This is a genomic window from Geminocystis sp. CENA526 (assembly GCF_050753365.1).
Classification (GTDB): domain Bacteria; phylum Cyanobacteriota; class Cyanobacteriia; order Cyanobacteriales; family Cyanobacteriaceae; genus Geminocystis.
In genome coordinates this window covers 17247-38153 of record NZ_JBLZFY010000013.1, presented here as the reverse complement: position 1 = coordinate 38153, position 20907 = coordinate 17247, and the positions used below count along the sequence as shown (strand labels likewise).

The 20907-nt window shown below is 36.1% G+C and carries 28 protein-coding genes; 15 read left to right on the top strand and 13 right to left on the bottom strand.

Going from position 1 to position 20907, the window contains the following annotated elements; all coding sequences use genetic code 11:
• Positions 1-29 precede the first annotated feature (29 nt).
• On the bottom strand, positions 30-623 hold the full coding sequence (gene recR, locus ACN4EE_RS05940; protein ID WP_431705505.1) for a recombination mediator RecR: 594 nt from the start codon (positions 621-623) through the stop codon (positions 30-32).
• Positions 624-689: 66 nt separating this feature from the next.
• Positions 690-1073, bottom strand: a complete 384-nt coding sequence (locus tag ACN4EE_RS05935) for a Clp protease/crotonase-like domain-containing protein (RefSeq protein WP_431705490.1) — start codon at positions 1071-1073, stop codon at positions 690-692.
• A gap of 159 nt (positions 1074-1232) precedes the next feature.
• Between ACN4EE_RS05935 and ACN4EE_RS05930 the strand changes: the two genes are divergently transcribed.
• The 4 genes from ACN4EE_RS05930 to ACN4EE_RS05915 are packed head-to-tail and all read left to right on the top strand — an operon-like array spanning position 1233 to position 2031.
• A complete protein-coding gene (locus tag ACN4EE_RS05930) occupies positions 1233-1361 on the top strand; it encodes a hypothetical protein (protein ID WP_431705489.1) in 129 nt (42 codons plus the stop codon).
• 54 nt (positions 1362-1415) lie between these two features.
• Positions 1416-1658, top strand: a complete 243-nt coding sequence (locus ACN4EE_RS05925; protein WP_431705488.1) for a hypothetical protein — start codon at positions 1416-1418, stop codon at positions 1656-1658.
• Entirely contained in the window at positions 1655-1846 is a 192-nt protein-coding gene (locus tag ACN4EE_RS05920; RefSeq protein ID WP_431705487.1) for a hypothetical protein, read from the top strand. The genes ACN4EE_RS05925 and ACN4EE_RS05920 overlap by 4 nt, the downstream gene beginning before the upstream one ends.
• 26 nt (positions 1847-1872) lie before the next feature.
• The gene (locus tag ACN4EE_RS05915) at positions 1873-2031 is read left to right on the top strand and encodes a hypothetical protein (RefSeq protein WP_431705486.1); all 159 of its coding nucleotides are present in this window, start codon (positions 1873-1875) and stop codon (positions 2029-2031) included.
• A 10-nt stretch (positions 2032-2041) separates the two neighbouring features.
• Here the strand turns inward: ACN4EE_RS05915 and ACN4EE_RS05910 are convergent, their stop codons facing one another.
• Positions 2042-2359 (bottom strand): hypothetical protein, encoded by a 318-nt coding sequence (locus ACN4EE_RS05910; RefSeq protein ID WP_431705485.1) that lies wholly within the window; start codon positions 2357-2359, stop codon positions 2042-2044.
• Between the two features lie 174 nt (positions 2360-2533).
• On the opposite strand from ACN4EE_RS05910, the gene ACN4EE_RS05905 reads away from it, so the two are divergent.
• From ACN4EE_RS05905 to ACN4EE_RS05895, 3 genes are all read left to right on the top strand, one after another.
• Positions 2534-2677 (top strand): hypothetical protein, encoded by a 144-nt coding sequence (locus tag ACN4EE_RS05905; protein WP_431705484.1) that lies wholly within the window; start codon positions 2534-2536, stop codon positions 2675-2677.
• Between the two features lie 125 nt (positions 2678-2802).
• Positions 2803-3033, top strand: coding sequence for an addiction module protein (locus ACN4EE_RS05900; RefSeq protein WP_431705483.1), 231 nt, complete (start codon positions 2803-2805; stop codon positions 3031-3033).
• Positions 3033-3323: a type II toxin-antitoxin system RelE/ParE family toxin gene (locus tag ACN4EE_RS05895; protein ID WP_431705482.1), complete on the top strand. Its 291-nt coding sequence runs from the start codon at positions 3033-3035 to the stop codon at positions 3321-3323. Before ACN4EE_RS05900 ends, ACN4EE_RS05895 begins: the two co-directional genes overlap by 1 nt.
• Positions 3324-3617: 294 nt before the next feature.
• Here the strand turns inward: ACN4EE_RS05895 and ACN4EE_RS05890 are convergent, their stop codons facing one another.
• From ACN4EE_RS05890 to ACN4EE_RS05875, 4 genes are all read right to left on the bottom strand, one after another.
• A complete protein-coding gene (locus ACN4EE_RS05890; RefSeq protein WP_431705481.1) occupies positions 3618-4046 on the bottom strand; it encodes a type II toxin-antitoxin system VapC family toxin in 429 nt (142 codons plus the stop codon).
• Positions 4047-4048: 2 nt separating this feature from the next.
• A complete protein-coding gene (locus ACN4EE_RS05885; protein WP_431705480.1) occupies positions 4049-4309 on the bottom strand; it encodes a hypothetical protein in 261 nt (86 codons plus the stop codon).
• Positions 4310-4521: 212 nt separating this feature from the next.
• Positions 4522-4683 carry a hypothetical protein gene (locus tag ACN4EE_RS05880; RefSeq protein ID WP_431705479.1) on the bottom strand — a complete coding sequence of 54 codons (162 nt, stop codon included), beginning with the start codon at positions 4681-4683 and terminating at the stop codon, positions 4522-4524.
• A 180-nt stretch (positions 4684-4863) separates the two neighbouring features.
• On the bottom strand, positions 4864-5259 hold the full coding sequence (locus ACN4EE_RS05875) for a hypothetical protein (protein WP_431705478.1): 396 nt from the start codon (positions 5257-5259) through the stop codon (positions 4864-4866).
• A 195-nt stretch (positions 5260-5454) separates the two neighbouring features.
• On the opposite strand from ACN4EE_RS05875, the gene ACN4EE_RS05870 reads away from it, so the two are divergent.
• Both ACN4EE_RS05870 and ACN4EE_RS05865 read left to right on the top strand, forming a co-directional pair.
• Complete coding sequence (locus ACN4EE_RS05870; RefSeq protein ID WP_431705477.1) at positions 5455-5730, top strand: type II toxin-antitoxin system Phd/YefM family antitoxin; 276 nt, start codon at positions 5455-5457, stop codon at positions 5728-5730.
• A complete protein-coding gene (locus tag ACN4EE_RS05865; RefSeq protein WP_431705476.1) occupies positions 5727-6107 on the top strand; it encodes a type II toxin-antitoxin system VapC family toxin in 381 nt (126 codons plus the stop codon). Before ACN4EE_RS05870 ends, ACN4EE_RS05865 begins: the two co-directional genes overlap by 4 nt.
• 217 nt (positions 6108-6324) lie before the next feature.
• Here ACN4EE_RS05865 and ACN4EE_RS05860 read toward each other — a convergent pair whose 3' ends face one another.
• The 3 genes from ACN4EE_RS05860 to ACN4EE_RS05850 all read right to left on the bottom strand — a co-directional run bounded on the left by ACN4EE_RS05860 (position 6325) and on the right by ACN4EE_RS05850 (position 9191).
• Entirely contained in the window at positions 6325-7470 is a 1146-nt protein-coding gene (locus ACN4EE_RS05860) for a calcium-binding protein (protein ID WP_431705475.1), read from the bottom strand.
• 128 nt (positions 7471-7598) lie between these two features.
• A complete protein-coding gene (locus tag ACN4EE_RS05855; protein ID WP_431705474.1) occupies positions 7599-8585 on the bottom strand; it encodes a bluetail domain-containing putative surface protein in 987 nt (328 codons plus the stop codon).
• Positions 8586-8705: 120 nt separating this feature from the next.
• Complete coding sequence (locus tag ACN4EE_RS05850; protein WP_431705473.1) at positions 8706-9191, bottom strand: hypothetical protein; 486 nt, start codon at positions 9189-9191, stop codon at positions 8706-8708.
• 359 nt (positions 9192-9550) lie between these two features.
• Between ACN4EE_RS05850 and ACN4EE_RS05845 the strand changes: the two genes are divergently transcribed.
• The gene (locus ACN4EE_RS05845; RefSeq protein ID WP_431705472.1) at positions 9551-13078 is read left to right on the top strand and encodes a hypothetical protein; all 3528 of its coding nucleotides are present in this window, start codon (positions 9551-9553) and stop codon (positions 13076-13078) included.
• A gap of 176 nt (positions 13079-13254) precedes the next feature.
• Here the strand turns inward: ACN4EE_RS05845 and ACN4EE_RS05840 are convergent, their stop codons facing one another.
• Positions 13255-13986 carry a biliverdin-producing heme oxygenase gene (locus ACN4EE_RS05840; RefSeq protein ID WP_431705471.1) on the bottom strand — a complete coding sequence of 244 codons (732 nt, stop codon included), beginning with the start codon at positions 13984-13986 and terminating at the stop codon, positions 13255-13257.
• 226 nt (positions 13987-14212) lie between these two features.
• Here ACN4EE_RS05840 and ACN4EE_RS05835 point away from each other — a divergent pair, with 226 nt between their 5' ends.
• The 5 genes from ACN4EE_RS05835 (at position 14213) to ACN4EE_RS05815 (ending at position 20086) form a co-directional block, all read left to right on the top strand.
• Positions 14213-16921 carry a bifunctional acetate--CoA ligase family protein/GNAT family N-acetyltransferase gene (locus ACN4EE_RS05835; RefSeq protein ID WP_431705470.1) on the top strand — a complete coding sequence of 903 codons (2709 nt, stop codon included), beginning with the start codon at positions 14213-14215 and terminating at the stop codon, positions 16919-16921.
• Positions 16922-17244: 323 nt separating this feature from the next.
• Complete coding sequence (locus ACN4EE_RS05830; protein WP_431705469.1) at positions 17245-17688, top strand: hypothetical protein; 444 nt, start codon at positions 17245-17247, stop codon at positions 17686-17688.
• A gap of 59 nt (positions 17689-17747) precedes the next feature.
• Entirely contained in the window at positions 17748-19322 is a 1575-nt protein-coding gene (locus ACN4EE_RS05825) for a serine/threonine protein kinase (protein WP_431705468.1), read from the top strand.
• Positions 19323-19455: 133 nt separating this feature from the next.
• Complete coding sequence (locus ACN4EE_RS05820) at positions 19456-19683, top strand: hypothetical protein (RefSeq protein ID WP_431705467.1); 228 nt, start codon at positions 19456-19458, stop codon at positions 19681-19683.
• The gene (locus ACN4EE_RS05815; protein WP_431705466.1) at positions 19673-20086 is read left to right on the top strand and encodes a ribonuclease III domain-containing protein; all 414 of its coding nucleotides are present in this window, start codon (positions 19673-19675) and stop codon (positions 20084-20086) included. The genes ACN4EE_RS05820 and ACN4EE_RS05815 overlap by 11 nt, the downstream gene beginning before the upstream one ends.
• Positions 20087-20167: 81 nt before the next feature.
• Here ACN4EE_RS05815 and ACN4EE_RS05810 read toward each other — a convergent pair whose 3' ends face one another.
• Positions 20168-20368 (bottom strand): hypothetical protein, encoded by a 201-nt coding sequence (locus ACN4EE_RS05810; protein WP_431705465.1) that lies wholly within the window; start codon positions 20366-20368, stop codon positions 20168-20170.
• Positions 20365-20709 (bottom strand): hypothetical protein, encoded by a 345-nt coding sequence (locus tag ACN4EE_RS05805; protein ID WP_431705464.1) that lies wholly within the window; start codon positions 20707-20709, stop codon positions 20365-20367. The genes ACN4EE_RS05810 and ACN4EE_RS05805 overlap by 4 nt, the downstream gene beginning before the upstream one ends.
• Positions 20710-20907: the final 198 nt, after the last annotated feature.

The window sequence follows — 20907 nt, the reverse complement described above, 5'->3', positions numbered from 1 at the left end:
TATCTTCATCATTTTATCGTTTACTCAGATTAACTTACTTCTCTTCTACCTTCTAATGCCCTTGCTAAAGTTACCTCATCGGCGTATTCCAAATCACCCCCCATAGGCAAACCAAAGGCAATACGGGTAACTTTGGTAAAAGGTTTCAATAACTTTCCCACATAAAGAGTGGTGGTTTCCCCCTCGATATTCGGGCTAATTGCCATGATTACTTCCTTTATATTGCCCTCTCCAACTCTTTGTATTAAAGTTTGAATATTAAGTTGTTCGGGAGTAATGCCATCCATAGGAGAAATGACACCCCCTAAAACATGATATAAACCGTGATATTCCCTTGTTTTTTCTAAGGCTATCACGTCTTTAGAGTCTTCCACCACGCAAATAACATCCTGTTCTCGATTGGGATTACTGCAAATTTCACAAATAGGCTCTGCTGAAAGATGATAACAACGTTGACAAAAACCGATTTGTCTTTTTGCGTCAATAATAGCTTGGGCTAAAGTTTCTGCGTCTTTTTCACTACGCTTGAGGATGTGAAAAGCTAATCTTTGCGCACTTTTTGCCCCTATACCGGGTAACTTTTGTAATTGTTCAATTAATCTTGCTAATGGTGGTGTAAAAATGGTTTTTTATCTCCTTCGATCGTTTACTACCTTTCTAGTATTTTATCTTGCTTTTATGTATCGAACTTACAAAACAATATTAGGGAAAAAGTAACGAGCAGTCGCTAATATCAATGTTATAATAATACCCCCTGCGATCGAGCGAAAAATAAACTCTAAATTACCCAACCTCTTATCCACTCCTGTAATTTTCTCATCCAGTTTAGCTACATTTACCTTAACTGCATTAACTTCATTGGACAAATGATAGAATTTGTCATCAAACTTTCTTTCTAAGCTATCGATTTTGTTCTCTAACTTATTGATTTTGTCATCAAACTTTTTCTCTAAGCCATCGATTTTGTCTTCTAACTTGTCAATTTTAGTTTCAAATTTTCTGTCTAAACTATCGATTTTAATTTCTAAGCGAGACAAAATATCGGCAATATTTACTTCGATGACCTGATTCATAATACACCTTCTTCTTTTATTCCTATTTTAACGTAATAACGATCAAACTACCCCGATCAAATCGAACTCCATTACCTCGATCGCTAAAAGCAGCGCTGCGCGATCAAACCCTATCTAACCCTATTTTGACAACTCGATCGAACTTTTCCTATCCTGTCATTGCGAGGCACGAAGCAATCCCTTAAACTCGATCGAACTTTTCCTATCCTGTCATTGCGAGGCACGAAGCAATCTCTTAAACTCGATCGAACTTTCTTTTATCCCAATGGTGGCACTATCAAATTATAATAAATATCGAAAAGAAGCACTGGTTCAATTTTTCCTCAAAAAATAATTGATTTTATGACTTTAACAGAACTGCAAAATCAAGCACTAAAATTACCTCTGTCAGAAAAATGGCATTTAGTTCAATCATTACTAAAATCCATAGAAGAAGAAACTCACTTTGTTTCTGTTCCTTATCAAAAAGATACACAAGTCCAAACATTGCATCCTTGGACTCAAAGTCTAATAGGTATCATCCAAGAACAAGATAATTTATTCCCAGAATCTTATGTAAATTATTTAGAGGAAAAATATCGTTGAAAAAAGTATTATTTGATAGTGATGTAATTATTGATGTAATTATTGATGTAATGGTAAATCGTCAGCCTTTTGTTGCTAATTCTTCCTTAGCGCTCAATACAGTGGCAATATTTAAAGTAGAAGGTTATATAGCAGGTCATGCTGTCACTCCCGAAAGATTACTAGAATTGGTGTTTCGATCGAAGTAGAGATTACATATCTCTAATAAGTGTATTTGTTATCTTACATTAATCGAACCTCCTCTGTCATTGCGAGGCACGAACCAATCTCCCAAACTCGATCGAACCTCCTCTGTCATTGCGAGGCACGAAGCAATCCCTTAAACTCGATCGAACCTCCTCTGTCATTGCGAGGTAACGAAGCAATCTTCTAAAAGAGCAAACTTACAAGACAAGATTAGGAAAAAAATAACGTGCAGCCGCTAATATCAAAGTAATAATAATACCTCCTGCGATCGAGCGAAAAATAAACTCTAAATTACCTAACCTTTTATCCACTCCTACGATTTTCTCATCCAGTTTAGCTACATTTACCTTAACGGCGTTAACTTCATTGGATAAACCCTCGATTTTGTTTTCCAACTTATCGATTTTGTCTTCTAGCTTATCGAGTTTGTTATCAAATTTTTTCTCTAAACTATCCATTTTAGTTTCTAAGCGAGACAAAATATCAGCAATACTAACTTCTACGACTTGACTCATAATACACTTTTTTGATTTTTGATTAGATATATCTTAACTTATTACGATCGAACCCACTACCTCGATCGAACCTCTTTTGTCATTGCGAGGCACGAAGCAATCTCTTAAACTCGATCGAACCTCCTCTGTCATTGCGAGGCATGAAGCAATCTCTTAAACTCGATCGAACCTCTTTTGTCATTGCGAGGTACGAAGCAATCTCTTAAACTCGATCGAACCTCCTCTGTCATTGCGAGGGTACGAAGCAATCTCTTAAACTCGATCGAACCTCTTTTGTCATTGCGAGGTACGAAGCAATCCCTTAAACTCGATCGCTAAGAGCGGCGCTGCGCGATCGAACCCTGCTATCATGACTTAACTAATATCATTTGTAAAAATTATGTTCTGCGAATAATTAGAAATGATATGATTGAAAAAGAATTTAATTTTTAGGGAAGTTAATAATGGCATCCGTAGAACAACTAATCACAGAGGCTTTAGCTTTACCGAATCCTTCCAAAGTTTTGCTCATCAAAAAACTAGCAGAAAGTTTGGAATTTGACATGGATGAAAATGTAGAAACAATGTGGATAGATGAAGCACAAAAACGCAGACAAGAAATAAAAGAGGGTATTGTTAAGCCCATTGACGGGAAAGAAGCACTAGCAAAAATTAAAAGTAGATTTAACGGATAATGAAATATGTTTTCCATCCTCTAGCTTTACAGGAATATTCTGAAACTGTAGAATATTATGCTCAACAAGGAATAAAGTTAGCTCAAGATTTCATTAATCAAGTTGAAAATGCTATCTTTAGATTAAGCGAATCTCCCTATAGTTATGCCATTGTTGATAAAAATATTCGTCGTTGTTTAACTCGTAAATGTCCCTATGCAATTTTATATACGATCGAAGATAATGATATTTTGATTTTGGCGGTTATGCACTCTCATCGAAATCCTCAATCATGGCGAGATAGAATTTAACCTAACATCGATCGAACCTTCCTGTCATTGCGAGGCACGAAGCAATCCCTTAAACTCGATCGAACTTTCCCCGTCATTGTGAGGCACGAAGCAATCCCTTAAAATCGATCGAACTTTCCCTGTCATTGCGAGGCACGAAGCAATCTCTTAAAATCGATCGAACTTTCCCTGTCATTGCGAGGCACGAAGCAATCTCTTAAAATCGATCGAACTTTCCCTGTCATTGCGAGGCACGAAGCAATCTCTTAAAATCGATCGAACTTAAAAAAGTCAATTCTTTTTCATAAAATATGACTACTGAGGATAAAAAACTCTAATAAAAAATTGATTACGATAACGGCGATAAATATCAAAATCTTTATCTAAAGTAGCAATAGCAGGTATATTTAATCTTTCAGAAATCGCTATTAACGATAAATCTGTAAAATCAGCAGGTAAGTCTTGGTAAATCTGATTTAATTGTTTGATTTTTTGATAATCTTCTGATAGTAAATGTTCGGCAATAAATACTCCTTTTTCTAAAGTAGATAAAAACTCTGTTTGAACTTTTACATCTGGGGCAAGTAACCACATAGCTTCAGTTACACAACCAACAGTAGTAATTAATTGACTGTTACAACTAGCAAAAAAATTAACAACTTGTTGATGATAACGATCGCCCTTATTATAAAATGCGACTATAATTCCTGTGTCAATGAGAATAAAAGGGTAATATTCAGTCATAATTATTGATGTTGTTCATGTTTTTGGTGCAAATATTTAGCAATTTTTTGCTTACGAATATCCCTGTCAGATAAGTTTTCTTTTCCGTCTAATAAATGTTCAGGATAACCACCCATTTTTTCTAAAACTGTTGGGGGTTTTTTTAAACGAATCCAATGGTTACGCAAAAGTTTTTTAACCAATTCTTGGCTAGTTATTTTTTCTTCTGACAAAATTTCAATTAAATATTTTTCTGATTCATGATCTAGATTAACTGTTAACATAATTAATTCTCCTTTAAAGTTATGAATTATAAATTAGTTAGATAATAGATTTTGATAATTTTTTTCTATCTCTTGAGGAAATAAAATCACCGTTTTACCATCTTGTCAAATAGCGACAGATTCTCTAATTTTCACCCATTTTCCACTGACTAGATTTTAAGTAATCTTTGATTGAAATAAACTTGCACTTCAGTAGCGATCGAACCTCCTTGTCATTGCGAGGGTACGAAGCAATCCCTTAAACTCGATCGAACCTCCTCTGTCATTGCGAGGGTACGAAGCAATCTCTTAAACTCGATCGAACTTTCCTTGTCATTGCGAAGCACGAAGCAATCTCCCAAACTCGATCGAACTTCCTTGTCATTGTGAGGCACGAAGCAATCCCTTAAACTCGATCGAACTTCCCTGTCATTGCGAGGGTACGAAGCAATCCCTTAAACTCGATCGAACTTCCCTGTCATTGCGAGGGTACGAAGCAATCCCTTAAACTCGATCGAACCTCCTTGTCATTGCGAGGCACGAAGCAATCTCCCAAACTCGATCGAACTCTACTATTACAAGACAATATTAGGGAAAAAGTAACGAGCCGCCGCTAATATCAACGTAATGATAATACCTCCTGCGATTGATCGAGCCACAAATTCTATATTTCCCAATCGCTTATCTAATCCCAAAAATTTATCCTTTAAACTTGTGTCTAATCCATTAACTTTTTCTTCTAAGCTAGTTTCTAAGCGATTAACTTTCTCATCAACTTTAACTAAGTCCACCCTAAGAAGATTAACGTCATTGGATAAACGATCGAATTTGTCATCAAACTTTTTCTCTAAATCATCGATTTTGTCTTCTAACTTATTAATTTTAGTTTCCAACTTTCTGTCTAAACTATCCATTTTAGTTTCTAAGCGAGACAAAATATCAGCAATACTAACTTCTACGACTTGACTCATAATACACTTTTTTGATTTTTGATTAGATATATCTTAACTTATTACGATCGAACCCACTACCTCGATCGAACCTTCTCTGTCATTGCGAGGCACGAAGCAATCCCTTAAACTCGATTAAACTCGATCACTAAAAGTGGCGCACGCTCGATCGAACAAACTCTATAATAAACTTATAGCAAGAATAAAATTTTGACCATGTTAAAAAAAACCCTTGATGTTAATTTATGGGAAGATAGCTTATCGGAATTACTATCAGCTATTCAAAATCAGGTAGAAGTTACTTTAACTCTTGATGGTGTACCTCTAGCGAAGGTTTTACCTTTTTCGTCCACTGAAAAAAAAGTAATTAAAGATGAAAAGATGCTAAAGCCACGCATTGCTGGAGGGTGGGAAGGACAAATTTGGATGGCTGATGATTTTGATGACGAGTGCGCCGAAATTAATGCTCTATTTTATGGAGAAAATGAATGAAGTATTTATTAGATACTCATATTCTCTTATGGTGGTTAGGAGATGAGCAAAAATTGTCACCCCAAATAAGGACAATTATTAGTAATCCTGAAAATGTAATTTTTGTTAGTACAGCTACAATATGGGAAATGTCTATCAAACAGTCTTTAGGTAAGTTGTCTGTACCAAATAATCTATTGGAAAAGCTCAAAGACAATAATTTTACAATCTTACATATTACAGCAGAACATGGATTAAAGATAAAGGATTTACCATTGTACCATAAAGACCCTTTTGACAGAATGTTAATTGTTCAAAGTATAATTGAAGACTTAACGATTATTACTCTTGATACGAAGTTTCCTCTTTATAATATATCTTTACTAATCATACCTTAATCTCGATCGAACCCCCAAGTTTGTTCATTGAGCGGAGTCGAAATGAAACCCAAAACAGACGATCGAACCTTACCATCACTCACCTCGATCGAACCTTCTTGTCATTGCGAGACACGAAGCAATCTCTTAAACACGATCGAACCTTAAAAATATTGTAGTTTGGGTTGAAGTAATGAAACACAACAAAATGAGAAATTAGTTGTATTTGTCGTTAAAGCTAGAGTAAAACTTCAAAAGCAACTCCTTCTAAAGTGAATTGAGGGAAATTGGCAAGGATATTGTTTTTCTCTTCTTCACCTACAAATATATAAGCTCCTTCTTTAGTTTGAAAACGGTAAATGTCAACTCCGAGATTTGCATCTGCGGAAAGAGCGTAGAATGCAATACCTTCTTCCTTAAATTGTGGAAAATTTTGACGGATACTTTGACTTTCCGTTTCTCCTGCGTATAAGTACGCACCCGACACCGCCATATTTTGGAAACGGTTTAACCTGATCAATCGATCGTCTGCTTGGTTACTGACATTAAACGCAAATCCCTCTTCCACAAAATTAGGGTAATTAGCACGAACACTTTGACTTTCCGCTTCCCCAGCATATAGATATGCCCCAGGATTACTGCTATTTTGGAAACGGAATAAAGGATCATTGAATAATGTTTCAATAGGATCTGTTGGATCTGTAGGGAGATTTTCCACTAACACAGTTCGATCTGTAAACTGCAATTGTTCTATGCTGATCAAAGTATCAACGTTCATATCAACCTTTCTCTCAACGGTGATAAAATCATCTTCCACCTTTATAGAAAAATCAGCAAATTCACCATCATAAATGGCAGTGTCAAAACCTCTTCCACCATTAAGGGTGTCATTGCCAAAACCCCCTATCAGAGAATCATCACCTATGCCACCATCGAGGGAATCATTCCCACTGCCACCATCGAGAAAATCATCCCCTCTGTCACCATGAAGGTAATCATCCCCCGCACCACCGATTAAGGTGTTGTTTGCACTGTTTCCTAAGAGGGTATCATTATTTTCACCACCTATAGCCTTTGTAAAGTATGTGGTACTAATGCTAAACTCAGGAGTACTAAAGGGAGGATTAAAACTCACCGCAGTATTGTCATGTATCCGTACGTTGTTTTTTGTACTATTTAGATTGATTAACAAACTACCATCACTACGTCCCGTAACACCAGAACCATCGATCGTACTAATTATATTCTCGAAATCCGAATTTGCGATCGCAACATCACCGTTGTTTAAATTATTTGTTCCATCAGAAACGACGAGTTCTCCCAAATTTGTGGTAGTTGCGGTGATTGTTATTATCGTAGGGCTTATGTAGTTGTATGTAGCCATTTTCACCTCCATAATGAGAAATAGAAAATATCCCCTCTTTCCCTCTTATAAAGGAGAAGGCTAGAGAGGATCTGAGAGGAATGTAAGATCAAGCTAAGGATTACTATCTTCTGGTAATTTAGCTCAGGTTAGTTATCAGTAATTTGGATGATCGCATCATTGCTAATGGAGAAAGACGCATTACCATCATTAATACCAAGATAATCATTTCCCTCAAAGGTGAAGACAATGGATTGATTTGCTCCTACCCCTTGACTTCTGAATAAATTAGAGATGGTAATGGCATCGAATGAGGTAATTGTTCCAACGCTTGGTGCAATACTTGTAATAGTTAGGTTAGGAGTCACTATACTGTCGTTCCCCGTTCCAAAATCAGTAATCACATCAATACCATATCTTAAACTAGACTCTCTCAAACTGTTATAGGTAAAAGTATCAGCACCACCCCCACCAGTTAGGGTGTCAGCACCTAAACCACCGATTAAGGTGTCAGCCGCATTACCACCATCGAGTATATCATTACCACCTCCACCGATAAGGGTATCATTGCCACCTCCACCTATAAGGACATCATTACCAGACCCACCATCGAGGGAGTCATTACCATTACCACCATCGAGTATATCATTACCAACACCACCGATAAGGGTATCATTGCCACCTCCACCCATAAGGTTATCATCACCTGCTCCACCATCTATGTAGTCGTCTCCAAGACCACCGCTTAAGACGTTGTTGGCACTGTTTCCTAACAGAGTATCATTACCTGCTCCGCCAATGGCGTTTGTAAAAAATCTGGTGCTGATACTAAATTGAGGGGTAATAAGGGCGGGGTTAGTAGCATCAATAAAATCTTGCAGAGTATTATCATATACCCGTACATTATTTTTTGCACTGTTTAAATTGATTAACAAACTACCGTTACTAGCCGCCGTAACACCAGAACCATCGATCGTACTGGATACATTAGCGAAATCTGAGTCTCCGATCAAAACATCTCCGTTTAATAAAGTAGTGGTTGGAGGATTGTTAGAAGTTACGGCAAGGTTTGCTAGATTTGCTGTACTTGCAGTAATTGTTATTGTCGTTGCTCCTGTTACTGTATATGTAGCCATAATTTTAGACCTCGTTATATGTTTATATACTCTACTCAAAAAAATGAAAAAAAATCTGGAAGGGGAAAATGTTTAGTTTTAAGCATTCTCCCCGATGGGTTAAGTATAGAGTGGGAAATTTTACTCTAAACCATCAACTCCAGCACCAGCACGAATGATAGAAACAATAGATGCCAGTTCTGCCGCCACAGTCGCATCTAAGCTATCCAATTTAGCCGCTGCCGCTGCAGTGAAAGTAGTAGAAGAACCGGGAAAGGCGGAAGTTACAGAGTCAGGTAAACCTGGGTCTACAACTAATTCCGCAAAGTTTTGTTCATTTACTGCTAAACCAGAACCGCCAGGAGCTAATGCGGGATCACCAGGTGTTTGTAAAGTGGGAGTAACTACTACTCCACCATCGACCTGTGTGTTAATGGGATCGAAGTTAGAAACTCCCCCCGAGAAAAAAGTACCACTAGGGATAGCAATCTCCGCACCTACGGATTGACTTGCACCGTTCATTAAGACGATCGTAGAAGAACCAGAGGCATAGGTCTGAGCCATAACAGGAGATGCCATCACAGAACCTAAACCGACTACCCCTAGGGCTAATAATATTTTTTTCATGGAATTTGTACTTAAGTAAATATTTGTTCTCGTGAATGAATGATGAGCTAAACTGTTAACCAATTTTAATCCACGATCGAGATTATGGAGTGAGTTAACTTATTTTTTAGCTTAATTTAATCATAGAACATAAATTCTCAAAAGAAAATATTTTTTTATTTTTTTGTTAATTTTTATTATTTGATTTTTTTTTGTAAATTTTAAGTAATGTTTTTTTAGATGATATTATACTTTTTTTCATTGAAGATTCCATTCCTTTATACTATGATGGTAAAGGAATTATCTGAGATTAAACAATAGTACTAATAAATATTACACGCTATTGGTGAATCATATAATATTTGCAAAAAAAGTTTTGTATGACAAAAAACAGTAAGCATAAAGTTTTATTATATATATCTAAAAGCAAAGGTTGGGGCAAAAAGATTTTATTTTTTTTTGTGTTATTAGCTAGTTTTTTGCAATTTACAACCAAGAGCTATGGTAGTGTTTTTACGGAGACAACCCAAGTTGTGGAGCAAGACGAGGAAAAACCAATTGAGTCAACCCTAGAGCAAAATAAGAGAGATTCTCCTTCTTCTGGAAAATTCGTTACATTAGGTATGGAAAACCAAGATACAAAGGAGGATGAACAAGAGCAATACGATGATATTAGCGAAGGTAATAAAGATATGATGCCAATAATGGTAGCTGACACGGCGATTACAGTCAATATGGTAGTTTCCAGTGAGCAAGAGCAATTTTTAACCCCCTCGAATTACGATTCCGTTAATTATAATATTGTTGATGAAAAAAAATCTTTGTTATCTCAGGAATTTCTTGGGGTTAAGAATAATTCCGTAGTTCAAAATACTGAAGATTTACTTAAAGATAACACTGAGAATGTTTCGACTACCCTCACCAACCGTTCGATCGCACTCAATACCTTTGCTCAAGAAGTCAGTTTAACTCCCTTCAATAACAATCTCATTGCTCAAAATATAGAAGAATATAATTTAGCTCAATTATTTATCCCTCAAGGTTCGATCGCACTCAATACCTTTGCTCAGGAAGTCAATTTAACTCCTTTTAATAACAATCTCATTGCTCAAAATATAGAAGAATTTGATTTAGCTCAGTTATTTATTCCGACACCCTCCCAAGCCATCGCTCTCAATAATTCTTTTGTGCTTCCATCGATCGCCCTTAATATAGGTGAAAATCAAAATGAACCCTCTTGGGAAAATATTAATCAATATTCCCTTGCTGAAATACAATTATTTGCTCAAAGTGACTTACAAGCACAAGACATAGAATTAAGCCCGTTAGATCGACTGCTTGAGCCTCCCATTCCTCAAGTTGATCCCTTACCTGAAAAACCTCCCGAACCCATAGAACAAGAGCCTCCAGACACTGTAACTGTACCTCCAGAGGTGGTAGCGGAGTTTATTAATAATGCTTTGAGTGGTACTGCCACAAGATACCCTTGGATTGTAGGAGGCACAGATAACCTAACATTCTCCCCTTTTATCTTTAAGCCTCGTATTGATGATATGTACCTTAACTTAGATTTAAGACATTCTGAAAAAAATCCTTTTTGGAATAAAGTTGGTTATGGTTACTATCCCCATAAAGATCAACTGTACTGGGTATTAGAAGACAATACGATCGTGGGTAGTGTGGGAGGAATCTTAGGAGGGGCTATTTATGAAGGAAAACAAACTAATATTACCCAAAGACAAATATTAACTCAAAGACAGAGTTTCAGTGGTTATCAAGCGGTGTGGGTAATTCCCAATGATTTACAAAGACTGTTTAAAATACAGGATTTATCAGATTTTCAGGTAATAAGTTTAGCAGGAGAAATCATCAACCCTGAAGGAGTACCCGCAGGGGATGTTCAATTCAATACTGGTAGTTTAGGAGTTTCTGGAGGAGAAACCATTATTTTACCTTCGCCCCAAGCGGTTAATGATAGTCAAATTGGGGTGGCTTCCACTTTTAACCCCAAAGGAGGAGGCTCATTATTTCGTAATTTAGATATAGAAAATACGCCTCAAATTTTGCAAGGTTTTCCTACCAATGATTTAAGGGCTTTAGCTCAAGTGGACTTCCGACGGGGAGAAATAATCCCTAAAGAAGTCTTGGCAGAAGCGGGAATTTCTTGGACAAATCCCATTACAGGAGAATCTGCACGGATTTTTAATCCAGAAGTTACTTCTGTACCGGGTATAAAAGTTGCTCAAGATGGTAAATTTGATAATCAAGACTTGCTGAATGTTTTAGTTAATCCTTTTTTAACCCAAAGTCAAAAAGATTATCATTATTGGAACTCTCTTTTTTGGCTTGGCATGGGGATTCAGCCACCAGAAATTAACACTTTTGAAATAGCTAAGAGTGAAAAAGACTGGTATCGTTTTTACTTTAGTATTTCCCATAATCGTTTTTTACTGCAATATGACAAGGAAGAGATAGGGGCGGTTTTTTATAATTTATATACTAACCCCGGACTGTCTGTGACGATGGCGGTAAATGAGAATAAAAATTTTGACGAAATTCAAACTATTAATTCTAGTTTGGGGATGATTTTAGGGGCGGTATTTCATACTTTAGATCTTCATATTCTCGATGAAAGTATCGACAAAGCCCGTGAAAGACGAGATAATAACGAAATTTTTAAACCCATTACCACTAAAGCAACTTCAGAGGAAAGACGAAGTATTAATCTTCGCCTCAATAGTACCCTTGGCTATGCAAACTCTGCGAGTAGTCTCAATCAGTTATCTGGTTTTATTACTTTTCCTACCTATGTTACTCCTAATAACTCGGATATTTTTCAAATTAGAACAGGAAATATCAAAAGGGCGGTGCAGTTTATTCAACAGGATATAGGAGATTGGAGAGAAGGCTCTACCTTTGTGGAGTCCGCTAGACTTTCTAATCAAGATTTTGGTCCTTTAACTTTCTTAGGTAATACTATCCCTTTACCACCGACGGAGTTGGAAAATCGGGGGCAACCCATTAACGAGAATTTTGGCTCTCAGGTAGTATTAATTAGCCCTGAAGGACAAAAGTTTGTACAGGAGTTTAATTCGCGCTATTTAACGGCTTATCCTGTACCGATTAGGACTTTTGATATAGCGTACGATCGATTTGTGTTGCGACGAGATTTTGTCAGAGATATAAATATCAAATATTTTAATGGTTATATTAATTTACCCACAGTGGAAGCACTTTATGCAGGAACTTCTGGAGATTGGGCTTATACGGTGAATACAGGGTTATGGTTTAATGTGGAGAATGGTGCAGTAGCCGATATAACTCGCAATGATTTTGGTATTCCTGAACCGTCGGTAGGGGTTTATGTCAATATGCTGACTACAGCTAACTTTACCAGTCCAGAATTTGATGAGAACAATATTTTAAAAGCGATAAATACCCATAGCCCTTTAGTTCGTTTCAGTTGGAATAGTGCTAATAGTGGTAATAATCCTTGGCAAATTACTTTAGCTTATAGTTATGCTCGACAAGCTCGAAGTTATGGTACTTCGTTAACGGGGGCTTTAGGTATCATTCCTCAATACGGTAATGGTGGTGTAGTAGGTTTTCTCAATGGTAGATTTAGTTTTAATAATGGACCGATTTTATTGGGAAATTTAGAATTAGGAAATACCACTTATTTTAACGTGGAAGTAACACAAAAGATTTTCAATAATATTTCGATCGGTCCTTATATTCGTAACTATATTGATTTAAATCAAGGCTTTAACAGTCGAGAGAAAGAATTGAGTTATGGTGGTATTCTTAACTATCAAATGTCTGATAGTAGGGCTTCTATGCGTTTAGAAATAGGTGTTACGGAAAGTGGCGAGACGATAGGTAGTATGAAAGGTGATCTTCGTTTTTAATTTTTTGAGTTGGTGACGCTCTATACACTTATATTCCTAAAGTGTAGGCTTCAATGGGAAATTATCCAACAGTGAACTTTCATTAGATTATTTTATCTAGTTTCTAGCGAACGAGTCGCTCTATTACTCATTACCTATTACTGAACTTCATTAAAAGAATTTTTGAGCAACCCTAATTATTCAGCGGTAGCTAGTTCTCCCGTATTATCAGATTCGGTACTACCACGACGACGGCGAGAAGTTAAGGTATTAAATAACATTTTACCGATCGACATGATCAAGTTACCCTCTAATTCTTGAAACATTTTCATATTCATACCAAAAGCGTCATTGGCTTCCTGTACAATACGTTCAGCAGTTTCTTGATCTACAGGTAAATCATTTAAGGCTTGACGGTACATATTTTTGAAGGCTTTTTCATCGCTGATGGTTTCAAACTCATAAAAAGCAGTACCCTCACCATCTAAATTCATGGCTTTTTCAGCGATATTTTTTAAGATTTGCCCCCCCGACAAGTCTCCTAAATAACGAGTATAGGAGTGAGCGGCGAATAATTCAGGAGCAGTATTAGCGATTTCATGGATTCGATCGACGTATGCTTGTCCATGAGGAGTAATCGAAATTTCATTTTTCCAGTTAGCACCATAATAGAATTGAAGGTCTTTTGCTAAACTAGACTCACGATTTAATTCAGGAAAGTAGATTTTACTAACAAGAGGATGATCTTTTAAACGCTCCATTTCTGCTTCCATAGCGCCATAGACAAAATAAAGATTTGCCGCTAATTTACGATAGGAATTTTTCTCAACAACTCCTTTCAGGAAGCACTTAATAAAGCCCATATTTTCAGCCATAGAATGGGATTTTTTAGTACCTTCTTTTAACATGGTAGCTAGATTAACACTCATTTTTTTATCCTTATTATTGTCTTAAATTCTGGTTATAAAAATTTACAAAAACAGTTTTATTGCTAATTTCCCACAATAAACTGAATCAATACCACTTTTTATTAAGATTTATTACATTACACAGTGTATAATTCTCAATTCTTAATTCTTAATTCTTAATTCTCCATTCCTCTTATCTCTTTTAGAATGAAGTTATTAAACAATTAATCGGAAAAAGAGAAAAATTATGGCTACAGATAAAGTACATGATATTATGCGGTATAACTATAATCCTCTGGATTTTATGTTTGCCCCGAAATCCGTTGCTTTGGTGGGTGCATCGGAAAAAGAAGGTAGTGTCGGGCGCACTTTGCTTTGGAATTTAATTAGTCATCCCTTCGGTGGCACGGTATATCCTATTAATCCTAAGCGTAAAAATGTTTTAGGTATTAGGGCTTATAGTAGCATTAGGGAAATACCAGAGTCGATCGATCTGGTGGTAATTGCCATACCTGCCGTTGGTGTGCCTAATGTGATTAGGGAATGCGTGGAGACTGGAGTTAAGGGAGCGATTATTATTTCCGCAGGATTCAAGGAAATTGGACCAGAAGGGATTAAATTAGAGCAAGAAGTGTTAACAGAAGCTCGTAAAGGCAATTTACGCATTATAGGACCAAATTGCTTGGGTTTAATGTGTCCTCCCACTGGTTTAAATGCTAGTTTTGCAAGTACCAGCGCTAGAAGTGGTAACGTGGCTTTTATCAGTCAAAGTGGGGCTTTTTGTACTTCTATTCTCGATTGGAGTCTCAAGGAAAATCTCGGTTTTAGTGGTTTTATCTCCGTTGGCTCGATGTTAGATGTTAATTGGGGTGATTTGATCTATTATTTTGGAGATGATCCTTTAACTAAAAGTATCGTAATTTATATGGAATCCATCGGTGACGCTCGATCGTTCATCTCGGCGGCGAGGGAAGTAGCCTTATCGAAACCGATTATTGTGATTAAGGGAGGGCGCACCGAAGAAGCCGCCAAAGCCGCCTCATCCCATACAGGGGCGCTTAGTAGCAGTGATAAAGTGTTAGCCGCCGCTTTTCGCCGTTGTGGAGTTTTACAAGTCGATACCGTTAAAGAAGTGTTTAACATGGCGGAGTTATTGGCAAAACAACCACGCCCCAAAGGAAGACGTTTAACGATTTTAACCAACGCTGGAGGGCCAGGGGTATTAGCCACTGATGCGCTAACATGGGGTAAGGGTAAACTAGCTTCTCTTAGTGACAGTACGATCGAACAGTTAAACAAGATATTACCAACCCATTGGAGTCACGGCAACCCCGTTGATATTTTAGGAGATGCCACCCCTCAAAGGTATGCTCAAGCCTTAGAAATTACGTCTAAAGATAGCAATAGTGATGGATTATTAGTTATTTTAACTCCCCAAGATATGACTGATCCGACTAAAACGGCGGAGGAATTAACGAAAATTACCGATAAAATTACCGATAAACCAGTATTAGCTTGTTGGATGGGAGGAAGTAGTGTTGCCACAGGTATCGAAATTCTGAATCGAGGTAATATTTATACCCAAGCCTATCCTGATGATGCGTCTCGTTTATTTAATCTCATGTGGCATTATAGTTATAACCTGCGGGGATTGTACGAAATTCCTAGTTTTGCCAATTCTGAAGGTACAATTCAGAAGGATTTTGCTAGTAAAATTATCGCCCATGCCCATAACACTAACCGCACTCTCTTAACAGAATACGAATCTAAGCAGTTATTAGAGGCTTATGGGATTCCCACCGTCACCACTATCATCGCTAAAACCGTAGAAAGTGCCTTAGAAACCGCCGAAAAAATAGGCTATCCGGTAGTGATGAAACTCCATTCCGAAACCATTACCCATAAAACCGATGTCGGGGGGGTTAGGTTAAATCTCCAAGACGAAAACGACATTAAAGAAGCCTTCCTTGCCATTCAAAAAGGAGTAAGTGAAAGTGACTTCTTAGGGGTAACTATTCAACCGATGATTAAACTAGACGGTTATGAATTAATCTTAGGAAGTTCGATCGATCCGCAATTCGGACCCGTGTTATTATTTGGTACAGGGGGGCAATTAGTAGAAGTATATAAAGATCAAGCATTAGGATTACCACCCTTAAATAGTACCCTAGCAAGGCGTTTGATGGAGCAAACAAAAATCTACACCGCTTTACAGGGAGTCAGAGGAAGAAAAGCCGTTGATTTAGCTCAACTAGAGCAAATTTTGGTATTATTTAGTCAATTAGTCATCGAGCAACCCTTAATCAAAGAAATTGACATTAATCCCTTACTAGCAGGAGAAGATAACCTCATCGCCTTAGACGCAAGGGTGTTATTATACGAACCAAATACCGATAAAAAAGACATTATACCCCCAGCCATTCGTCCTTATCCTTCCCAATACATCTCGAAAACTACTCTTCAGGATGGAAAACTAATCAAAATTCGTCCTATTCGTCCCGAAGATGAGCCTCAAGTGGTATCCTTTTGTAAGGCATTATCCCAAGAGAGTGTTTATTTGCGCTTTTTTCACTCTATCAGCTACCAATCTTTAATCTCCCATGAAAGACTAGCTCGTATTTGCTTTACCGATTATGATCAAGAAATAGCCTTAGTTGCCAGTTATCGTCATCCTGACACCGATACCAGAGAAATCTTGGCGATCGCACGTTTAAGTCGAGTCCATGGTGATATGGAAAAAGCCGAATTAGGGTTATTAGTAAAAGACAGCTATCAAAAACAAGGATTAGGCACGTTATTAGGGCAAAATCTCATTAAAATAGCACAACAGGAGGGCATTAAAGAAATCATTGCCGAAATATTACCTGACAATATCGGAATGCAGAATTTATGTCAAAAATTAGGCTTTAAATTAGACAAAACAGCCGATTTAGTCACAGCGATTTATCTACTTTAGGGTTTGTCTCATAGTCTTTTGACGAAGATAGGTAATAGGTAATAGGTAATAGGTAATAGGTAATAGGTAATAGTTTTTCATTCTTAATTCTTCATTCTTAATTCTTTTTATCCGCCTTTAGCAAAGGAAATCATTACTAAAAAAGAAAGTAACAATCCGGGTACTAATAACACAATTAACATTAAGAATTGATCCGTTGTCATAAATTTTTCGTGAGTAAGTCGCTTTTTTCGTATATTATATATTTATATTTAGGAGTGAATAAAATTTTTTGACTCACAATTATCCTAAAACATCACCAATCCTGTTTAAATGATATTTCGATGACTCATTCTTTTCTTTTAGAACCTAGTAGTTGGATTATAAAGGGTACATGGCTTGACAAAACTCAAATTGCTATTCCTTTTCAGGGTGCGACTATTATCACATGGGATCAGTCTAATTGGTTTATCATTAAAACAAAAATAGTTTTTCCAAAAAGCGATCGACAAGATATAAGCTATGAGTATAAAGGATTTTTACCCGCTAATCGAACTCAATATACTTATGTTTTAAAAAGAAGTGATTTTGAAAAAATAGAAGGAGAAGGATGGTTAAGTAGTGACTCTATTATTCAAAGATATTGGGTATTAGGAGATAATCGCCGTTTCAATGGTTTTGAGACCTTTTTTCGCTTAGATGAAGGCACTTATCATCTAACCAGTGGTATGATGGCGGGGAATCATCTTTACAATACTTTAGAAGGAATTTTAGAACGTCACGGGTAAAATGTGTAAACATGAGTCACAATAGGAATAGATTAAGATTTGATATATTAAGTTAAATCATGAGTTTAGGGCAAAAAGATAATCGTATATTAAGAGATCGTTATCAATTAATTGAATTAATTGGTTCTGGTGCTATGGGACAAGTTTATAGAGCAGAAGATCAAGTATTAGGTGGAGTAACCGTAGCTGTCAAATTTCTCTCCCAAACTCTACTTAACGAAAAAATGCGTCATCGCTTTGAAAGAGAAGCCACTATCAGCGCTCTTTTAGGAGAAAAAAGTATCCATATCATTCGAGTTAGAGATTATGGCGTGGATGAAAATGAAGTCCCCTACTATGTGATGGAATTTTTAGAAGGACAAAGTTTAAGTGATATTATTAAATTTCAACCCTTAGAACTCAAAAGATTTCTTTATATTACTCGTCAAATTTGTGTGGGCATGGATGCCGCCCATAGTGGGATAATGTTGCACAAAGAATTGTGTCAAGTGGTGCATCGAGACATAAAACCTAGTAATGTATCTGTCATGCAAGACCCCACATTAGGGGAGTTAGTGAAAATTCTCGATTTTGGGATTGCTAAATTAGTACAGGCAAATGCGACTCAAACTCATTCATTTATGGGAACTTTGGCTTATTGTTCCCCTGAACAAATGGAGGGTAAAGAGTTAGACAATCGATCGGACATTTACAGTTTAGGGGTGATGATGTATGAAATGTTAACCCTAGAGATGCCCATTTTACCCGAAACATCCTCTTTTGGAGCGTGGTATAAAGCTCACCATGATTTTCAACCCCGCCCTTTTGAAGCCCATTTAAAAATACCTTCTGATTTAAAAAATATTATCTTGAAGTGTATGGCAAAATCGAGGGACGATCGACCCCAAACCGTAGCCGAAATTTTGAGAGTTATTGAAAGAATTGAAAAAGAAAATAATCGTAATGACACTAGCAAAAGAACCAGTTATTCTGGTCAGGAAACCATTGTAGCGGATCAAGGTCAAGAACAGAGAAAAGCTCAAGCCAGTCGTCAAAACGAAGAAAAAACAGAATTTTCCCCCACCGTAGTCGCCCCGTCAGGGAAAAAATCTCAACCCAAAGTAGCCAAAGACACAAAATTAACATGGCCTAAAAATAAACCCATTCAAAAAATTGTTTTTCCTCGCATCGTTAACACTCAAACAGAAACCTATCCTAGTTTGTGGGTAATGTTAGATAAACAGGATATTTTAAATCGTGTAGTGAGTATTCGTTATAATCAGTTTTTGTTCTTAAGTTCACCCCATCCGATGATTTTATGGATTACCGTAATTTATAATCCTACTTATGGTCCTCGATGGCTACCCTGTTATTTAGACTTAAAAAGTGAAAGCTCTCGTCAAGTTGTCGCTTCTTTAGCAGAATTGGGTAGTTATAAAATCCTCTTTTTTGCCTTAGAAGAGCCTGAAAAGTGTCAACATAGTATGATCTCTACGATCGCATCTAATCAGTGTGCCATTATGCGCGATTGGGTGAAAAATAGTATTAATTTTAATGATAAAGGAGACGCTAATTTGAGCCGTAAAAGATTAAGAGATGAATTTGAGCGACTCAAACCCCGTATTTTACAAAAGTTAGCTGAAAGCTATAAATAGTGAGGGGGAAAACTCACAAGGGCTGGTTTTTAATGTTTTATAAAATGCCATGATATTTTGCTATAATTATGCAAATATGGAACAATTCAAGTATTAATTAGTTAAAAAAAAAGATAGTTTAATTTTAAATTTTATGATACAACAAGTTGATCAACTATCCTTAAGTTTTGACAAAATATTAACCCTTGTTAAACAATTACCAAAACAAGAACAAAATAAATTGAGAGAAGAATTAGACAAAAATCTTTCTCAAAATCAAGAAGAAGATTTACTTAGTGTTTTCGATCGAATCGGTAAAAATGCTCAAGGGAAAGGATTAACAGAGGAAATTTTAGAAGAATTACTCGTCGATGAATCATAAATTTATTGTTATTGATACTAAATTAGCAGATTATATATTCAATCTTAACAACAATTTTAATAAAAAAGAGCTTGACAATTTTCGTCAAAAAATACTTTCAAAAGATTCTTTAACTAAATTTGCTATTGATTTAGGATTACCTAAATTTAGCTCCTCTTGGAATAATAAAAACAGACTCTCTCCAGAAAAACAACCTCGATTATGGGCAGAAATGTTTGAAGCAATTGTCGGTGTAATTTTTATTGATCGTCAAAGAAATTTTATACAGTTATCTCAATGGTTAATTGAAAATTTTTTTCGTCCCTATATTGAAGATGAAGATTATTCTGGTTACGAAAGTGACTTTGACTACATATACGCAGATGCCATAGAAACTAACTCAGGAAATATTTATTATTTGTGATAATAAAAAACTTAATCTTATGTTAATTTTCTGACAAAAAAACGCTTCGATCGAGATCAAAAATAAGGAAAATTTAATTTTTTATTGAGTGAAGTTAAGAGAATTTTTAGCTTTTTCCAAACGATATATATAATTAGGTTGTTGACGAATTTCCTCCTCTAATTGAGTAATTAAATCCTCAGTTACAGAAATTAATGCATCCCAACGATGACAATTTTTTTGCATTTTTTTTGCTCTTTCTTGGATTTTCTCTAAATTTGGTGTTTTTTCTATATTACTCATAATAAGTTCCAATCCTTTTTTATTTCTTGAACAGTTGCAAGGGAAGCATAAATTATCCCTTCGGCTTCGTTTAAAGTTTTCTCTAATAAGCCTATCATAGCCAAAGAAGCTATCGGTTGAGTTTCCGCTATTCTTAATGATAAAGTGTAAAGACGAGAATAATAAGTAGTAGTTTTTTCTTTAGTATTTTGCAACATATCTAAATCAGAAATCGTTGCTTCTGTTTCACCGTGTTGTTTTAAAAGACAATATTCTGTGCTTGTAGTTTCATTAATAATATTCCAAATACTGATTTGTAATTCAAATATTTTTGTGATTGTTTCTGGGGATAAATTAGCCATTTAGCTAAAAATTAAACTCTGAATAATTATTTTCTTAACGTTAATTCTACTTTACTTTTAAGTTCGATCGAACCCCATAAACTTAAAAAAACTTAATCTTATATTAACTTTCTGACAAAAAAACGAGTTAATTCCTTAAATCTTCCTATAATGTGAAATAAACAAGTAAAGAGAAACCAAGTTAGACTTAATCATTTC

Excerpts from the sequence above, each read along its gene's own strand:
- ACN4EE_RS05935 (WP_431705490.1), bottom strand. The coding sequence starts at position 1,073 with ATGAATCAGGTCATCGAAGTAAATATTGCCGATATTTTGTCTCGCTTA.
- ACN4EE_RS05925 (WP_431705488.1), top strand. The coding sequence starts at position 1,416 with ATGACTTTAACAGAACTGCAAAATCAAGCACTAAAATTACCTCTGTCA.
- ACN4EE_RS05910 (WP_431705485.1), bottom strand. The coding sequence starts at position 2,359 with ATGAGTCAAGTCGTAGAAGTTAGTATTGCTGATATTTTGTCTCGCTTA.
- ACN4EE_RS05900 (WP_431705483.1), top strand. The coding sequence starts at position 2,803 with ATGGCATCCGTAGAACAACTAATCACAGAGGCTTTAGCTTTACCGAAT.
- ACN4EE_RS05895 (WP_431705482.1), top strand. The coding sequence starts at position 3,033 with ATGAAATATGTTTTCCATCCTCTAGCTTTACAGGAATATTCTGAAACT.
- ACN4EE_RS05890 (WP_431705481.1), bottom strand. The coding sequence starts at position 4,046 with ATGACTGAATATTACCCTTTTATTCTCATTGACACAGGAATTATAGTC.
- ACN4EE_RS05885 (WP_431705480.1), bottom strand. The coding sequence starts at position 4,309 with ATGTTAACAGTTAATCTAGATCATGAATCAGAAAAATATTTAATTGAA.
- ACN4EE_RS05875 (WP_431705478.1), bottom strand. The coding sequence starts at position 5,259 with ATGAGTCAAGTCGTAGAAGTTAGTATTGCTGATATTTTGTCTCGCTTA.
- ACN4EE_RS05870 (WP_431705477.1), top strand. The coding sequence starts at position 5,455 with ATGTTAAAAAAAACCCTTGATGTTAATTTATGGGAAGATAGCTTATCG.
- ACN4EE_RS05865 (WP_431705476.1), top strand. The coding sequence starts at position 5,727 with ATGAAGTATTTATTAGATACTCATATTCTCTTATGGTGGTTAGGAGAT.
- ACN4EE_RS05860 (WP_431705475.1), bottom strand. The coding sequence starts at position 7,470 with ATGGCTACATACAACTACATAAGCCCTACGATAATAACAATCACCGCA.
- ACN4EE_RS05855 (WP_431705474.1), bottom strand. The coding sequence starts at position 8,585 with ATGGCTACATATACAGTAACAGGAGCAACGACAATAACAATTACTGCA.
- ACN4EE_RS05850 (WP_431705473.1), bottom strand. The coding sequence starts at position 9,191 with ATGAAAAAAATATTATTAGCCCTAGGGGTAGTCGGTTTAGGTTCTGTG.
- ACN4EE_RS05845 (WP_431705472.1), top strand. The coding sequence starts at position 9,551 with ATGACAAAAAACAGTAAGCATAAAGTTTTATTATATATATCTAAAAGC.
- ACN4EE_RS05840 (WP_431705471.1), bottom strand. The coding sequence starts at position 13,986 with ATGAGTGTTAATCTAGCTACCATGTTAAAAGAAGGTACTAAAAAATCC.
- ACN4EE_RS05835 (WP_431705470.1), top strand. The coding sequence starts at position 14,213 with ATGGCTACAGATAAAGTACATGATATTATGCGGTATAACTATAATCCT.
- ACN4EE_RS05830 (WP_431705469.1), top strand. The coding sequence starts at position 17,245 with ATGACTCATTCTTTTCTTTTAGAACCTAGTAGTTGGATTATAAAGGGT.
- ACN4EE_RS05825 (WP_431705468.1), top strand. The coding sequence starts at position 17,748 with ATGAGTTTAGGGCAAAAAGATAATCGTATATTAAGAGATCGTTATCAA.
- ACN4EE_RS05820 (WP_431705467.1), top strand. The coding sequence starts at position 19,456 with ATGATACAACAAGTTGATCAACTATCCTTAAGTTTTGACAAAATATTA.
- ACN4EE_RS05815 (WP_431705466.1), top strand. The coding sequence starts at position 19,673 with ATGAATCATAAATTTATTGTTATTGATACTAAATTAGCAGATTATATA.
- ACN4EE_RS05810 (WP_431705465.1), bottom strand. The coding sequence starts at position 20,368 with ATGAGTAATATAGAAAAAACACCAAATTTAGAGAAAATCCAAGAAAGA.
- ACN4EE_RS05805 (WP_431705464.1), bottom strand. The coding sequence starts at position 20,709 with ATGGCTAATTTATCCCCAGAAACAATCACAAAAATATTTGAATTACAA.